This window comes from Rhabdochromatium marinum, assembly GCF_016583795.1.
Lineage (GTDB): Bacteria > Pseudomonadota > Gammaproteobacteria > Chromatiales > Chromatiaceae > Rhabdochromatium > Rhabdochromatium marinum.
Map to the genome: position 1 here is coordinate 100,645 of NZ_NRRS01000014.1, position 15,662 is coordinate 116,306.

At 59.5% G+C, this 15,662-nt stretch carries 13 protein-coding genes, 1 tRNA gene and 1 pseudogene; 10 read left to right on the plus strand and 5 right to left on the minus strand.

Going from position 1 to position 15,662, the window contains the following annotated elements:
* Nucleotides 1–24: 24 nt before the first annotated feature.
* Nucleotides 25–1,083, minus strand: coding sequence for a heat-inducible transcriptional repressor HrcA (gene hrcA, locus CKO36_RS06605; RefSeq protein ID WP_200282225.1), 1,059 nt, complete (start codon nt 1,081–1,083; stop codon nt 25–27).
* Nucleotides 1,084–1,410: 327 nt separating this feature from the next.
* On the opposite strand from hrcA, the gene CKO36_RS06610 reads away from it, so the two are divergent.
* The 3 genes from CKO36_RS06610 to CKO36_RS06620 all read left to right on the plus strand — a co-directional run bounded on the left by CKO36_RS06610 (nt 1,411) and on the right by CKO36_RS06620 (nt 4,416).
* Nucleotides 1,411–2,364: an NAD(+) kinase gene (locus tag CKO36_RS06610; protein WP_200282227.1), complete on the plus strand. Its 954-nt coding sequence runs from the start codon at nt 1,411–1,413 to the stop codon at nt 2,362–2,364.
* Entirely contained in the window at nt 2,358–4,073 is a 1,716-nt protein-coding gene (gene recN, locus CKO36_RS06615; protein ID WP_200282228.1) for a DNA repair protein RecN, read from the plus strand. The genes CKO36_RS06610 and recN overlap by 7 nt, the downstream gene beginning before the upstream one ends.
* A gap of 266 nt (nt 4,074–4,339) precedes the next feature.
* A tRNA-Arg gene (locus CKO36_RS06620) sits at nt 4,340–4,416 on the plus strand.
* A gap of 172 nt (nt 4,417–4,588) precedes the next feature.
* Here the strand turns inward: CKO36_RS06620 and CKO36_RS06625 are convergent.
* Nucleotides 4,589–5,854 (minus strand): flagellin N-terminal helical domain-containing protein, encoded by a 1,266-nt coding sequence (locus CKO36_RS06625; protein ID WP_200282229.1) that lies wholly within the window; start codon nt 5,852–5,854, stop codon nt 4,589–4,591.
* 390 nt (nt 5,855–6,244) lie between these two features.
* On the opposite strand from CKO36_RS06625, the gene CKO36_RS06630 reads away from it, so the two are divergent.
* Nucleotides 6,245–6,814 carry an EF-hand domain-containing protein gene (locus tag CKO36_RS06630; protein WP_200282230.1) on the plus strand — a complete coding sequence of 190 codons (570 nt, stop codon included), beginning with the start codon at nt 6,245–6,247 and terminating at the stop codon, nt 6,812–6,814.
* A 79-nt stretch (nt 6,815–6,893) separates the two neighbouring features.
* On the opposite strand, the gene CKO36_RS06635 is transcribed toward CKO36_RS06630, so the two are convergent.
* Complete coding sequence (locus tag CKO36_RS06635; protein ID WP_200282231.1) at nt 6,894–7,307, minus strand: PilZ domain-containing protein; 414 nt, start codon at nt 7,305–7,307, stop codon at nt 6,894–6,896.
* A gap of 41 nt (nt 7,308–7,348) precedes the next feature.
* The gene (locus tag CKO36_RS06640) at nt 7,349–8,920 is read right to left on the minus strand and encodes a GAF domain-containing protein (RefSeq protein ID WP_200282244.1); all 1,572 of its coding nucleotides are present in this window, start codon (nt 8,918–8,920) and stop codon (nt 7,349–7,351) included.
* A 186-nt stretch (nt 8,921–9,106) separates the two neighbouring features.
* Here CKO36_RS06640 and CKO36_RS06645 point away from each other — a divergent pair, with 186 nt between their 5' ends.
* Nucleotides 9,107–9,877 (plus strand): NYN domain-containing protein, encoded by a 771-nt coding sequence (locus CKO36_RS06645; protein WP_200282247.1) that lies wholly within the window; start codon nt 9,107–9,109, stop codon nt 9,875–9,877.
* On the opposite strand, the pseudogene CKO36_RS06650 reads toward CKO36_RS06645, so the two are convergent.
* Nucleotides 9,833–10,174, minus strand: a pseudogene (locus CKO36_RS06650) (hypothetical protein); the annotation flags it as partial. The gene CKO36_RS06645 and the pseudogene CKO36_RS06650 sit on opposite strands and share 45 nt — an antisense overlap.
* A gap of 418 nt (nt 10,175–10,592) precedes the next feature.
* On the opposite strand from CKO36_RS06650, the gene CKO36_RS06655 reads away from it, so the two are divergent.
* From CKO36_RS06655 to CKO36_RS06675, 5 genes are all read left to right on the plus strand, one after another.
* A complete protein-coding gene (locus CKO36_RS06655) occupies nt 10,593–10,832 on the plus strand; it encodes a low-complexity protein (RefSeq protein ID WP_242469430.1) in 240 nt (79 codons plus the stop codon).
* A gap of 17 nt (nt 10,833–10,849) precedes the next feature.
* Nucleotides 10,850–11,731, plus strand: coding sequence for an HvfB family MNIO-type RiPP peptide maturase (locus tag CKO36_RS06660; protein ID WP_200282253.1), 882 nt, complete (start codon nt 10,850–10,852; stop codon nt 11,729–11,731).
* Between the two features lie 47 nt (nt 11,732–11,778).
* Nucleotides 11,779–12,573 carry an HvfC family RiPP maturation protein gene (locus CKO36_RS06665; RefSeq protein WP_200282263.1) on the plus strand — a complete coding sequence of 265 codons (795 nt, stop codon included), beginning with the start codon at nt 11,779–11,781 and terminating at the stop codon, nt 12,571–12,573.
* Nucleotides 12,574–12,780: 207 nt separating this feature from the next.
* Nucleotides 12,781–14,046 (plus strand): ABC transporter substrate-binding protein, encoded by a 1,266-nt coding sequence (locus tag CKO36_RS06670; protein ID WP_207161401.1) that lies wholly within the window; start codon nt 12,781–12,783, stop codon nt 14,044–14,046.
* A gap of 12 nt (nt 14,047–14,058) precedes the next feature.
* Nucleotides 14,059–15,645, plus strand: a complete 1,587-nt coding sequence (locus tag CKO36_RS06675; RefSeq protein ID WP_200282277.1) for a GGDEF domain-containing protein — start codon at nt 14,059–14,061, stop codon at nt 15,643–15,645.
* Nucleotides 15,646–15,662 lie beyond the last annotated feature (17 nt).

Genomic DNA, 15,662 nt, shown 5'->3' on the forward strand with positions numbered 1-15,662 from the left:
GCAGACGCGTCAACCACATCTTAATCAGTTATTCTGTCTCAGCGCGGCGGCCAACAGCCGCGCTGTCACATCGACAATCGGTATCACCCGCTGGTAATCCATACGGGTCGGACCGATCACCCCCAACACGCCAAGCACCTCACCCTCTACCCGATAGGGCGTCGTCACCAGGCTGCAATCATCCAGCACCGCATAGCCGGACTCGCCACCGAAGAAAATCTGCACCCCATCGGCCTGCATGCAGCGATCAAGCAGATACAGAATCTCGCGTTTCTCGGTAAAAGCCTCGAACAGTGCCTTGAGCCGCTCCATGCTGGCCAGCTCGTCGAACTGCATCAGATTGGTCTGCCCCGACACCAGCAGCTGATCCTTGTGCTCGGCTGACTCCATCACCCGCTGCGCTATTTCCAGTGCCTGGGCCATCAGTGCATCCATCTGCTGATGGGTGCTGTGCAGATCATCCAGCAGCCGCTTGCGCACATTGCCCATGTCCTGACCGGTGAAGAGCTCGGTCAGATAATTGGAGGCGCGCACCAAATCCGACGGGCTAAAGGGTCGCTCGGTATAGAGGATGCGGTTATGCACCTCTCCTTCGCCGGTGACCAGAATCGCCAGCACCTTCTTGCCCGACAGCGGCAGCAGCTCGATCTGGCGAAACACATCCCGCTCATGACGGGGCAGCATCACCACTCCGGCCAAGCGCGTCACACCCGAGAGCAAACGCGAGGCGGTATCGACCAACGCCGAGGTGTCATCCAGGGGCTCGAACTCCGCGCGCAGCGCTGCCACATCGATTTCATTCAGCGGCTTGACGGTCAACAGGCTATCGACAAACAGTCGATAACCGAGCAGCGTCGGCACCCGTCCCGCCGAGGTATGCGGCGAGGACACCAGCCCCATATCCTCAAGATCCGCCATCACATTGCGCACCGTCGCCGGACTGAGATCGAGTCCGGTCTCTTTGGCCAGGGTACGCGACCCCACCGGTTGCCCGTCGCGGATATAATGTTCAATCAGCGTTTTGAGAAAATGTGAGGCGCGTTCGCTAACCTTTGCTTCGCTGCTGCCTCGCGTCCCAGCCATGACAACCCCTTGTTTCCTCAGAGACCGAACAAGCACCCATCGTCGCCAGTCCGCCGCCTGTAGCACTTACCTGTTGCACGAAATTCAATCGAAAAGGCTCAGGGGGCGATGCTTAGCACTCACTAGCCTAGAGTGCTAACGGAGTGCCAATTTAGGGACTTGCGCGCTCACTGTCAAGCACCCGACCGAATGCGTCACGCGTATCGAGCTTGCAAAGGGCAGCAAGATAAAAATACCGTTTTCAGCCTCTGGGGCTATTGCACCGCTATAATCGCCCCTGACCCGGCCACCCAAGCCAGCAACCACCACTGAAGGCATCACCACCCCATGAGGGCTTTTCAGACCGTCGGCATCATTGGCAAACAGGATCCGGACCCACGGGTTCCGGACGCCCTGCACCGACTGCTCGCGCATCTTGAGCAGCGCGGCCACGACGCCATCCTGGAACCGGCCACCGCCGCGCTGCTCGGTGCCGATGCCAGCACCGGTGCCGTTCAACCGGCCGCCGACAGCTACGCCCAACTTGCTGCGCAAGCGGATGTCATCATTGTGCTGGGCGGCGACGGCACCCTGCTGCATGCCGCGCGCGAGATTGCCCCCAGTGGTACGCCCATCGTCGGCATCAATCTCGGACGCCTGGGATTTCTAGTCGATCTGTCGCCGGACTGCATCGATACGCACCTTAATGCCATCCTCGACGGACACTTCGAATCCGAATACCGCAGCCTGCTCGAAACCCGACTGCTGGATGCCACCAGCCCCCCATTGGCCGCCAACGCCCTGGCTGAAACCGATCAGCCTGCCTGGAGCGGTCGGGCGCTGAACGAAGCGGTGATCGCCAAATGGGATACGGTGCGCATGATTGAGCTGGAAACCTACATCGACGGCCAATTCGTCAATATCCAGCGCTCGGACGGGCTAATTATCGCCACCCCGACCGGCTCCACCGCCTATGCGCTGTCCGGTGGTGGCCCGCTGCTGCAACCCGGACTCGATAGCTTGCTGTTGGTGCCCATCTGCCCTCACACCCTCAGCAATCGCCCGCTGGTGGTGCGCGGCGCCAGCGCCATTGAAATCCGCCTGTGCCACCAGCATGCCGAGACTGCGCGCCTGACCTGCGACGGCCAAGTGGCCTTTTCACTGGCCGACATCCGCGCCGTGCAGATCCGCCGCAGCGCCATGCAAGTGCGCCTGCTGCACCCGCGCGGCCATGACCACTTCAAGCTCCTGCGCGCAAAGCTCGGCTGGGGCGGACAAACACAGGATGTTTTAAGGTGTTAACCCGGATTCTGGTGCAGGATCTCGTCATTGTCAGCCGTCTGGAGCTGGAACTTGGCCCCGGCATGACCGCTCTGACCGGCGAAACCGGCGCCGGCAAATCCATTCTGATTGATGCCCTCGGCCTGGCGCTGGGTGAACGCGCCGATGCAAGCATGATTCGCACCGGTCGCGACAAGGCCGAGGTCAATGCCAGCTTTGATCTCAGCCATTGCCCCCAGGCACGCGCCTGGCTGAGCGAACAGGCGCTGGATGACGACGGCGACTGCGTCATCCGCCGCGTGCTCCAGACCAAGGGGCGCTCGCGCGCCTTCGTCAACGGCCGCAGCCTCAGCAGCAGCCAGCTCAAGGCGCTGGGGGAACAGCTAGTCGATATCCACGGGCAGCACGCCCATCAATCCCTGCTACGTGCCACAGCCCAGCGTGAATTGCTCGATGGCTATGCCGACCACGCCCCGCTGCGCGACGCCGTCGCCAGCGCCTTTCGCCACTATCGCGACTGCGACACCCGCTGGCAGCAGCTCACTGAGGCCTGCGAGCAACGCAGCGCGCGCCTGGACTTGTTGCACTTTCAGCTCGCCGAGCTCGACGACCTGGCACTCGGCGCCGACGAACTCGAACAGCTCGACATCGACCAGCGTCGCCTGGCCAATCAGAGCCGACTCCAGGACAACAGCGCCCGGATTCTGCAACTCATCTACGACAATGATCAGGCCCTGCATGACCAGCTCAGCCGCGCCAGTCGCGACCTGAGCGATCTCAGCGCCATTGACGATCGCCTGGCCCCCAGCGTGGAACTCATCGACAGCGCCGCCGTGCAAATCGAAGAAGCCGCCTCCAGCCTGCGCCAGTATCTGGATGCACTGGAGCTAGATCCGGCACGTCTGCAAGACATCGACGCCCGCCTCAGCCGCATCCATGACCTGGCACGCAAGTATCGCATCCCACCGGAGCAACTCCCCAAACACCACCAAGCGTTACAACGCGAACAGGAGGCGCTCGAACAGGCTGACGCTGATCTCGACGCCCTGGCTGCCGAACGCAATCAGGCGCGCGACGCCTACCGGGTCGCCGCACAGGAGCTCAGCGCCTCACGCCAGCGCGCCGCCGAGCGCCTCGCCGCCACCGTCAGCGCTTCCATGCAGGAACTCGGCATGCAGGGCGGAACCTTCGCCATCGAATGCCAAGATCAGGACATCACCGCTGCTGCCGCCCACGGGCTGGATCTAATTCGCTTTCTGGTCAGCGCCAACCCCGGTCAGCCCATGCAGCCGCTCGCCAAGGTCGCCTCCGGCGGCGAACTCTCGCGCATCAGCCTTGCAATCCAGGTCGCCACCGCCAACTGTATCAGCATCCCGGTGCTGGTCTTCGACGAGGTGGATGTCGGCATCGGCGGCGGTGTGGCGGAGATTGTCGGGCGCCAGTTGCGCCAGCTCGGTGAGGAGCGCCAAGTGCTATGCGTAACCCATTTGCCGCAGGTCGCGGCCCAAGCCCACCAGCAACTGCGGGTTCGCAAGCACACTCAGGACGGCCAAACCTTCACCGACATTCACACCCTCACCCCCAAAGAGCGCATTGACGAAATTGCCCGCATGCTCGGCGGCACCGACATCACCGCCACTACCCGCGCGCACGCCGAGGAAATGCTGACCGGCCCCAAAACAAGGCAACGCAAGCCATCCAAGAACCCACAGGGGGGCTTGAAGCTATGAGCAAAAGCAAAGAAAAAGGCAAAAACAAGAAGGGCAAGGACAAGGACAAGGACAAGGACAAGTGCTGCAAAAAATACCAAACAGGCAAAGGCTGCAAGGCCTGCCCCAGATCGAAGTGAGTGCAAACCAGCCTACACCGCCCGCAGCGATGATGCCCCAGAGCTGACACCAGCCATTTTGCGCAAGACGCCAGCCCCGGTCTTTGTTAGCATTCCAGTGCTCAAGCTCAGGGCCATTTTCAACGTATGCCCTACCCCGTTCCATCAGCCCTCGTAGCTCAGCAGGATAGAGCAGCCGCCTCCTAAGCGGCAGGTCACAGGTTCGAATCCTGTCGAGGGCGCCACTTCTTCCCTACCCCAAAGCCCCCATAAACGAAAAAACCCGGACCCTGGCAGCGGTGGATAAAACCGCGCAGGAATCCGGGTTTGAGTTGTCAGGCTTCGCCTCAGGTCAGCGTTCGCGCAAGCCGCTTGGTGGCCTGAGTGTAGGTTACGAAACCTGAGCGAGCGATGGGCTTACTGACCTCCCAGCAACTGCAAGGTTTGCTGTGGTGCCTGGTTCGCCTGTGTAAGAACCGATATGCCGGATTGCTGCAAAATCTGTACGCGGGTCAATTCCGCCGTCTCTGCCGCATAATCGGCATCCCTGATGCGGCTGCGGGACGCCGACTGAGTCTGCGAAACCATAGACTGGCTATTAATATTCGCCTCAATACGGCTCTGGGCAGCACCCATTTCCGAGCGCATTGAGTTGACTCGATCCAGTGCGCCGTCGATGACTGCGATGGCCTTGCTTGCGTCCTCAAGAGTTCGGACATTGATTTCTTGGATGGTTATGGCGTCATCCGTATTAGCTGCTTCCCCTGGAGCAGCAGGAAAAGCTCCTGTTGCCGGAGCAAAAGCCGGAGTATAGTTTCCACCGCTTACCTGAAATAGAGGATTTTGTGGATCATCCGGGTCATACATAGCATTGACGACAATACCGGTTCGCCCTTGGTCATCAGTGCGCAATGAAGCTTTCAAACCAAGTTTCGAGACAGCATTACCTTCTGGAGTGCCACTATTCGCCAGTTTTTGGATCTCTTTGTTCAGATCAGAAACGGCATCTTCAAGGCTGGGGCTAGTCCCGCCTCCGCTTGGCGAAGTTATAGTTACGCTAGCAAGGGGGCCACTACCTTGCAATGTAATCTGCCCTACTGACTGCAAGTCCTCCATCTGCGTCTTCGTCAACCGAGTGGTATCTCCTGGTTCCGGCCAAGCCTCTATGGTCCCCAATGTCTGCTGGCGCGCATCCACCGGGCCAACCTCGAGCACCTGTCCTTGATTACCACCAACCTGAAAGACCATGTTCTTCGTAGAGCCACCACTGAGGATGGCCATGCCATTGAACTCAGTTTCAAAAGACACCCGTTTAATTTCAGCCGCCAAGGCGCGCACTTCGTTGTTTAGCGCTTGGCGATCCCCCCTCGTATTGCTGCCATTGGCGGATTGCACCGCCAGCTCACGCATCCGCTGCAAGTTACCGATCATGGTCCCCAGTGAAGACTCGGCGGTTTGCACATAAGAGACAGCATCGTTGGAGTTACGAACAGCCTGGTTGGAACCACGTATCTGCGAGGTCATGCGCTCACTAATCGCCAGACCCGCAGCATCATCCTTTGCGGCATTGATGCGCAAGCCCGTCGAGAGACGCTCAGTCGTCGTGCTCAAAGCGTTCTGGGTTCTCATCAAATTCCGCTGAGCCCTGAGCGATTCTAAATTGGTGTTAATGACCTGTGCCATGGTTCTTGCTCCTGTAGATTGATGCGTTTCTGGGTCCGGGCCATTGCAAAGGCCGCAAATCCAGGCGCACTGTTGGCCTATATCCTAAAAACATCGCCTCAGCACCGACCCGCTAGCAGCCTGCCAAGGGGGCCTGATAAACGCTGCTCATGGTCAGCGTAACGGCCGGACCGCTCAAACTTTAAGGGCCGTGCGTAAATTCGTGTCTCAAAGTCCTGCGCCGCAAGACTTTAGAGCGCGCAGCTGCGCAAGCAAAATGCCGTGGGGTTCGACTGCACAGAAGCTTGCAAATTCCTTCACAATGCTTCCACGATTCGCAGCCATACTAAAGTCGTTGTCGGGATTCCCCGCAACTTGGTCCATTCTTGAAAAACCATGGAAGCGAATCTCATGAAAAAGTTAACACTCGTTACTTGTGTTGGCCCCTTGACGCTGTGCGGCGGCCTGGCACTGGCGATGCCCGGTGGCCCTCCGGGTGGTGGTCAGTTTCCGCCTGAAGCCGACCTGGATGGCGATGGGCATGTGACCCGCGATGAAATGGACCTCCATCGTACCAACACCTTTGATATGGCTGATACCAATGGTGACGGGCAACTAAGCCTGAGCGAACTGCAAACCTATGAAGAGGCCGAGCGGGCCACGCGGCAGGCTGAGGCCTTCGCTAGGCTGGATGCTGACGCGAACGGCGTGGTCACGGAGGACGAATTCATCAACGGCGCTCCCGAAACCGGCGTCGATGTCGCTGCCAGACTCTATGCGCTCGCCGTTGGCGATGCCACCGGTCTGAGTGCCGAGACACTGGCCGCCATCCAAGGTCCCGAGGGCGCGTCGCTGCATCAGTTTGCCAGCCTGGATACCGATGGTAACAGCGCCCTGTCGCTGGAGGAATTTTTGGCACCACCGGCCGGTCGCGGGCCAGGCGAAGGCGCAAGACCTGGATCTGGCGCACCAGGACGCTGAGTCAGGGCCATTCAGGCCATCGCCGCCACAGCAACGACTACCACCACAGGTTCTGGCACATGTCCTTTCCCCGAGGCGATCACACCGCCCCAGACGCCGCAATGTCCGGGCACAGCTTTTCGCACCAGGGACAGCCATGAGCCAGAGCCTGAGCAATGGCGTGCGCGGCCTCGCTGGGGTGAAAGCGAATACCAATTTGCCAACGCCCCTCGACTGGCTCGGCCGCTGCCCAGACCACAGTGGCCGTGCAGTGGCGTTCCTCGCGCAGACCAACCTTATCGCAGCCAAAGTGAATCCGCAGCGTTTCATCGCACGCATAGGGTTGGTCGGCCCAGATGCGCGCTCCGCTCTCGCTGGCATCCTGCACAATACCGTTGTGGGGATTGGAAGCTGCGGAACTGGAATCCGGAGTTCCCAAAGACTCCAGTTGGATCAGGCAATCAATCTGATTGCGCGGGCTGACGCGACGATTTTCCGCCGGGATGCTTGACATGGGCAAGAGACTCCAATAATTGCGGTAAGCAAAGGCACGCGTCACAGTGACAGCAGATCGGCGTTGATGTCGCGCAGCAGCAGGCTGCGAAACTTACTCGCCCGCAGCAGATCGCGATTTGACCAAGGCTCGGAATGCCCACTGCTGGTTTCCACCCAGTGCTCAAAGGAGGAACGCGGCGAGAGCATGCTGTGCCCCTGATCGCTGAGCGCGCTCTTGCGTGGATCCCCGGCCCAGGTGACGCTTTGCGGCTGCTCCGGGCGCCACCACAGAAACACCCGCTCGCCACTGACATCAAAGCGGCTCAGCAACACCGCCAGCAGGCCACTGCAACTGGCTTTGTGATGTGCCGCCGGCGGAAACAGCTCCGGCAGATGATCCGTCACAAACACCCGTTCGCGCCCCTCGGTGATTAACCAATGGACCTGCGCACGTATCGCCTCTTCCGGGGGCGTCTGACCGAAGCAAATCAGTGCCTCTCCGTCCACCAGCGCCGCGCCGCTGGCATTGACCAACCGCAACAGCCGATCACCCAAGGCCGTGGGTTGAGTGAAATCGCCATACGCGGGAGCGGCATCGGCCTCGCGCAGGGCGGCATGGAGCTGGGTAATTTCCTGCTCACTCTCGGAGAGTTCCAGCAAGCGCTGGGTGCTGTAATAGCCCGAGATCGCCATGGAGAACGCCTGGCACATCGCCACACATCGTTCGCGAATGGGGAGCGGTAGCTCGCGCGGCTGGCGATGATGACAGGCCATCAGCCCCCACAGCCGCTCTCCGACCACAATTGAATAAGACAGCGAAGCGGTGACACCCATGTTCTTCAGATATTCAAGATGCACCGGAGAAACCGCGCGCAAATCAGACAGCGTCAGATCCAGCAGCAGCCGCTCATCCTGACTGAAAATAGGCACCGGCTCGGCGGTGCGATCTGGAATCTGCCGATGCGAATTGGCCAGATACAGCTCGCGCGCGATCTGCGGAATGTCCGAGGCCGGGAAGCGCAGACCAAGATAGGGTTCCACATCATCAATCAGGCTCTCGGTGATGACCTCGCCGCTTTCATCATCACGAAAGCGGTAAATCATCACCCGTTCAAAGCCAGTCACCTCGCGCACCGTATCGGCAAGAAACTGGCAGTAATGCGTCCATTCGGATTCGCTGCCCGGCATGCGGAACAGGCGATGGGGAATCGGCCGATAAGCGTTGAGGCGCTGATTCTCCGGCAACGCGCGCTCCAGTTCCAGCAGCCAATGGTGTTCGCTACGCGACAACCAGCCATTGAGCAGCCCCTGAGGCCCGGAGCAAACACCCGACAAGAGTTGCTTGTCAGCCCCCGGATACATCCAATGTTCGGCATCGGGCCCCTCGCCAATGGCTTGGATGAATGCCGGGATGGCCACCGGCAATGCCTGCCCCAGCAGCGCGTCTGGCGACTTGTCCAACCCATCCAACCAATCCGCTGCATTGGCACTGAGATGGCGGATGCGCGCATCACCAGCCTCACCGGCCAGCAGCACACCATAGGGCTGAATGAAGCGCGTCCGATGCAAGGCTTCGCGCTCACACTCAGCGATAAAGCCTTGCAGGGGTTGTTCGTTGGACGGGGAATTCATGACCGATTCTGTTGTTTACTCTCAGGCTGGGTGGCTGGCTTGAGTATAGCGGGTCCGGGTAGTCAATGACCTGATCCGTCCATCCGGACGGTGGCAATCCTGCCCCAATAGCTTCTACTATAAAGCCACTCTGGCGAGCGTTGGAACGAGCACCTTGAAGACTGACACCTACAGAAAAGCTCTGTTATGACTGAACTTGACGATCACGCATTGAAGTTACCCGCTTCAGATGGCATGCCTGCGTGCGCCCCCCCACCTCCAATCCAGCCGGTCTGCTCGGTTGCCCTCTACATCGACGGGGATAACCAATCGCCCGTGATTGCCGAGGATTTACTGGCAAGCATTCGCCTGGATTGGGGACTGGAGGTTTCACGCGTAGTTCTGGCCAGCAACAATCATGGCCAAGCCATGCCACGCTGGCAGACGGCGCTGACCGAAACGCTTCCCGAACCATGCGTGCAGATTTTATGCGTGCCGAAAACACCTGACGCCGCCGATCTGGCATTGATTCTGGAACTGGGTGCAAACCTGGAACAGCATCGCACCGCACCAGATCTAATCCTAATCGTGTCGCGCGATGAATGGCTGATCCGAGCCGCAGAAGCCGTGCATGCGCGTGGTGCTCGGGTATGGGTTGCCTATGCCCGCAATGAGGCACTACCCGCTCAGACGGTGTTGCCTACGCTACTGTTGCCAGCCGTCAACGCGAGCTTGAGCAGCTCCGCTACGCCGGAACCCGCAGAGACCACAGCTGCATCATCAACGCTAAACACAATACTCGACCAAATCCGCACGCGCTGCGAGCCGCACCCCGACGGTGGCTACCGACCCAACGAAGTGGGACAAGCGCTCTATCAACTGGGACTCACAGAAAAACTGCTGCGTGATCGCTTTCTAAAAAGCATCCCAAATTTACGCGAAGCTGGCACCGGCAATCAAAAACGCCTGATCTTTTAGCGTGTCTACTAAAGCGAGACACGGGATGCGTAATTTTTCCTCCTCTGGATCGACTGTTGTTTTCGTCCAGAGGCGGTCAGTAACCGCCATTGGCATGGCATTAATCCCGCAGATGAAACACGCCAATCGTGTGATCAACTCCTCGGCGGTGGCGTAACAGGGATGATAGGTGAACTCCTCGCGTAGCCAGTGCCACAGGGCTTCGACGGGCATGAAGTCCGGGCTGTCGCCCGGCAATGGCCGCATGGTGATGGCGAGTTCCTCGGCAAGATCGCGCACGGCGATGGAGCAATGATACGAAGCGCCATCTCAGGTCAGGATGAGCTCACGCATCGGCTCCTACTCACGCAGATGGCGTAAGACGGTGAGGGTGTGCTTGGTGTTAGCGCTGGGGAAGTCACAGATGGCCACATGTGCGGCGTTCGAGTGTGAGCACCAATACAACGCTGGATGAGTATGGAAGAACGGGCTGATCTACAGAATGCCCAGCGAGTATGCAGCGCACCATGAACATTACGCATCCCGTTCTGGACGGGGTTTAATAGCATTTTTATCCGTTGAATGCTTGCGCCAGAAAATATTGCGATTTGTCATTGAATCGCGCGCTTTCGATGCCATACCTGACCTTGAAGGTCGGAAAAGCCGGATTACGCCCGGCGGCTGACTTATCGCATCATCCAATATTTTCTGCTTTCAGATCAGGAGACAAAACGCCATGAACATGACCAAAGACTCCGCTACCGCTCTGGTTGGTCTCGCACTCGCCGGTTCTGTCGGTCTCACCCAGGCCGCAGCGGGCAATCCGTTCGTCGCTCAGGATCTCGGCACCGGCTACATGCAGCTCGCCGAGGCCGACACCGAAGGCAAATGTGGCAGTAAGGACGAAGAGGGCAAGTGCGGCAGCAAGGACGATGACGACAAGGGTGGCGAAGGCTCCTGTGGCGGGAGCAGCTAAGCGGCTGAACCAGGTCAATGCTGACACCCTGGCATGAGTCCATCGCTGGCGCCGGGCTCGGCCTGCGGCGCTCTTTCTTGAGCGCCCTGGTCGAGTCACCACCGCTGGGGCGGGTTGATTTCTACGAGATTGCGCCCGAGAACTGGATTGGCGTCGGCGGGTCCAAAGGTCATCGGCTGCGCGCACTGACCGAGCAGGTTCCATTCGTCTGCCATGGTTTGTCGCTGTCGATCGGTGGTCCAGCACCGCTAGATGGCAATTTTTTGCACCAGCTTAAAGGTTTTCTTGATCAGCACGACATCGCGCACTATACCGAGCACCTCAGCTACTGTGCCGACGATGGCCAACTCTACGACCTGCTGCCCATCCCCTTCACCGAGGAAGCCGTCCACTATGTTGCCGCACGCGTGCGTGAGGTGCAGGACAGGCTCGAACGCCGCATTGCCCTGGAAAATGCCTCCTACTACGCCGCTCCCGGACCGGAGATGTCCGAGAGTGACTTCATCCGCGCCGTGCTGACGGAGGCCGATTGTGACCTGCTGCTCGACGTCAACAATATCTACGTCAATTCCATCAACCACAGCTACGATCCGCTCGCCTTTCTGCACAGCCTGCCTGGCGAGCGCATTCGCTACGGTCACATCGCCGGGCATCATGTTGCAGCCGAGGATCTGCGCATTGATACCCATGGCGCCGAGGTTATCGACCCGGTTTGGACTCTACTCGATGCCGCTTATCAGTCCTTCGGCGTCTTCCCGACGCTGCTCGAACGTGACTTCAACATCCCCCCATTGGCCGAACTGCTGTTGGAGGTGGATCGAGTAAGACAGATTCAACACGATCACCACGTCCGGCATGAGCCACAGTCGGCCACGCCGCCAGCCTTGGCAATGGCATGACAGATACCTGATCACTGGCCGCCCATCACTGACAACTGAACTGAATCATGTCCAGCGCACCAGGATTCCAGCAGCAACAACGGGCCTTCACCGCGCATCTGCGCGACCCGGCTCAGGCAGCGGCGCCGCCAGACATTGAAGAGCGGCGCATGGCCATTTATCGTGATCTGGTCTTCAACAATCTCTCTTCGCTGCTGGCGGGCAATTTCCCAGTGCTGCGTCGCTTGCTTGCGCCTGAGCACTGGCGCGATCTGGTGCGGGACTTTCTGCGCCGCCATCGTGCCTTGTCGCCACTGTTTCCCCAGCTGCCGCGCGAATTTCTCGATTTTCTGAGTCAGCACCGTCGCAACCACTCGGACGATCCACCCTTTTTGCTTGAACTGGCTCACTACGAGTGGATCGAAATGGCGCTGCAAATCACCGATGTCGAGCCGCCGCCCGCCGATTTGCAACCGGACGGTGACCTGTTGGAACAACATCCCCTGATCTCCCCGGTTGCCTGGCCGCTCAGCTATCGCTTCCCGGTGCACCACATTGACCCCGACCATCAGCCCCAGAAAGCCCCGCAACAGCCAACGCACCTGCTCGTTTATCGTGACCTAGCCGAACACCCAGTCGAGAGCCCAATTGCGCAGGTACGCTTCATGGAGATCAACGCCGTCACCAGCCGCCTGCTAACACTATTACAGCAGGAACCCAGCCTCAGCGGCCGGGAGGCGCTCACCCGTATCGCCAGCGAACTGGGTCACCAGCAACCGTCGCAGGTCATCATCTTCGGCGCCAGCCTGCTGGCTGATTTGCGCGCGCGTGGTGTCATCCTCGGGACGCTTGCAACCCGCTAATCCCCCAAAACGCCGATCACTGAGTTCACAACCGCTGTTGTCGCCCGACGCGGGGTCAGACAAGTTGTTTGGACTGGGATGATCCGCGCACTGACCGGCTACCCGCTTTGGAATTGAAAATCGTCAACCAGCGGATCACAATAGCTATGATTCGTCGAATCATTGGCCGCATGGGGGGGGGAGGAGATGGTCGAGTGTTTGAGTCGAATGGCGACCAGCCTACCCGCTCTGTCACGCTGGATATTGCTGCTGATGGGACTGCTGTCCGGGCCGCTTCCGGCCGAAGACATCGAGTTTAGCTGCTCGCTGTGGGGCTGCAAGGAATTTCAGCGCAGTGCCGAGCTGTGGGCGGCGGACAAGGGTCAGCGGGTGGCGCCCTATGAGGTCGGTTATCTGGCCGACAATCTGCTCGGCCTCTACCGCCAGGTGCTCAACGCCCACAGCAATGAGTTCGATCTGTTGTTGATCGACACCATCTGGCCTGGCGCGCTGGGCAAGCATCTGCTGGATTTGCGCCCCTATGTCGATGAGCAAAGGCTCGCGACGTATTTTCAGCCCATCCTTGACAACCTCACCGACACTCAGGGGCGGCTGATTGCCCTGCCGCTGTTTGCCGATACCGGGATACTCTACTATCGCCAGGATTTGCTGGATCGCTATGGGTTTGCGGTGCCCAAAACCTGGGCGGAGCTAGAAGCAACCGCTGAGGCCATTTTGGAACGTGAACAAAATCCACGCCTAGCCGGTTTCGTTTGGCAGGGACGCGCCTATGAGGGGCTGACCTGCAATGCGCTGGAATGGATCGCCTCCCACGGCGGTGGCACCATTGTTGATCGCCAGGGTCAGATCACCATCAACAACCCCCAGGCGCGCCAGGCACTACACCGGGCGCGGGCCTGGATCGGCACCATCTCCCCCCCCGAGGTACTTGACGAGACGGAGATGGACTCCATACAACGCTTTCGCGCTGGCGAGGCGATTTTCATGCGCAACTGGATGGAATACTGGGCGCATCTGGAAGAAGCCGATTCACCGGTGCGCGGGCGAGTCGGCCTAGCGCCTCTGCCCAAAGGAGGTGCCGAAGGGCAACATGCGGCCACCCTGGGTGATATGAGCTTGGCGGTGTCGCGCTACTCAGAGCACCCGGAGGCGGCGGTGGCGCTGTTGCTGTTCCTCACTGATGCGCCATCCCAGCGCCGCCATGCCCTTGAGCGTTCTTTTCCACCCACCCTCAAGGCGCTCTATACGGATCCGGTGTTGATAGAAGAACGCGGGTACATGGCGGTGTTTCAGCAGGTGCTGGAGCACAGTGTGGCGCGACCCTCGCAGGTCACCGGCCTCGCTTACCCCAAGGTGTCGAAGAAGTTTTACACCAAGGTGCATGAGATCCTCAGCGGTGCACTTGCCGTCTCCCCTGCGCTGACCACCCTGGAGGCTGAACTGCAACAGATTCGCCAGCGCTCCGCTTGGTAACAGGGACTGGGCATGAGGCTTCCGCTTGTGCACCTGCGCCTGCCGCGCACCCTGAGTTTCCGCCTGATCATGGGGTTGATCGCCATGTTGCTGGCGATCTTCACCCTGGGCAATGCCGTGCAACTGCATGTTGCCCAGTTGCAGCTGGATGAGGAACGCGAGGCGCAGATTGTGGCGCAACGCGAAACCTTCCAGCAGGATATCGCCGCCGCTGAAGCGCAGTTTCAGGCCGATCTGCGCTATCAGCTCGACATTCTCGCCACCGCCGCACGCGGCCCACTGCTGAACCGGGTCAGCGCCATTCCCGTCGATAATCAGGACAACGAATCCGAGGTGATCGCGCAATTTACCACCTGCTTGGAACAAAGCGACCCCACGCGCGCCTATGCCTGCCTGAAGGTGCGCGCCCACCGCTTTGCCATCGATTCCATGCATCTGGTCAATCACCTGTTGATCAAAACCAGCATTGAGCTGTTATTTGCCCGCGAGGGACTGATCGCGGTGGAAATTCTCGATTGGGATGATCAGCTGCTCGATGGCTATCGGCTCAACGACCAAGGCGAATTGCAACCATTGCACGCGCCCTTCGTGGCACCTCGCGATGTCCAAAGGCTGGCACGTGAGGTGATTGAGGAGGAATACCTCGGACAGGTGATTTTTTACTACACCTACGCCCAGATTGACGCCATGCGCCAACGTGCCGATGAGGCCATCGCCTCCTTTATCGCCTACAGTGATGCACAGTTTGCCGCCGCACGTCAACATCTGCTCCGAGCGCGCCTGATTGAGGGGCTGCTGTTTTTTGTGCTGTCACTGGTGGCGATTTCAACCATCACCCTGGTGACCATTACTCGCCCCCTCAAACAGCTGACCCAGCATGCCGGGGCGCTGGCGGCGGGCGATTTCACCCGCCAGCCCACAATTGCCGAGCGTCGTGGCGATGAGCTGAGTCTGTTGGCCAAAACTTTCAACCTGATGAGTGAGAATCTGCGCAAGTCCTACGCCGCCTTGCAACAGGCCAATGCCGAGCTGGAACAAAAGGTCGCCGAGCGCACCCGCGAGCTGGCGGAGAAAAACCGCGAATTGGAGCGACTCTCCACCACTGATCGGCTGACGCAAATCAGCAATCGCGCCAAACTCGAAGACAGCTTCACCAAGCAACTGGCGAATTCACAACGCTTCGATCAACCGCTATCGCTGCTGCTGGTGGACGTGGATTTCTTCAAAAAAATCAACGACAATTATGGTCATGCGATAGGCGATCAGGTGTTGATTGAAATCGCCGCCCGGTTGCGTGCCACGGTGCGCGAAACCGATGAACCGGGACGCTGGGGCGGTGAGGAATTTCTGGTACTACTGCCTAACACCGATCAGGAAGGGGGTTGGCAATTAGCCCAGCGCATCCGCCAGGCCATTGCCGAGCATCCCTTTGCCGAGGCAGGCCTGCCGGTCACCATCAGCCTGGGCCTGACCAGCTATTCTCCCGGCGATGATAAAAACCGCATCCTCGAGCGCGCCGATCAGGCGCTGTACCGTGCCAAGAAAGAGGGGCGCAATCGGGTGTGTCTCCTTCAGGATTCGCATGAGCTGCTCTCGTAACCCTGTACACTGATTGG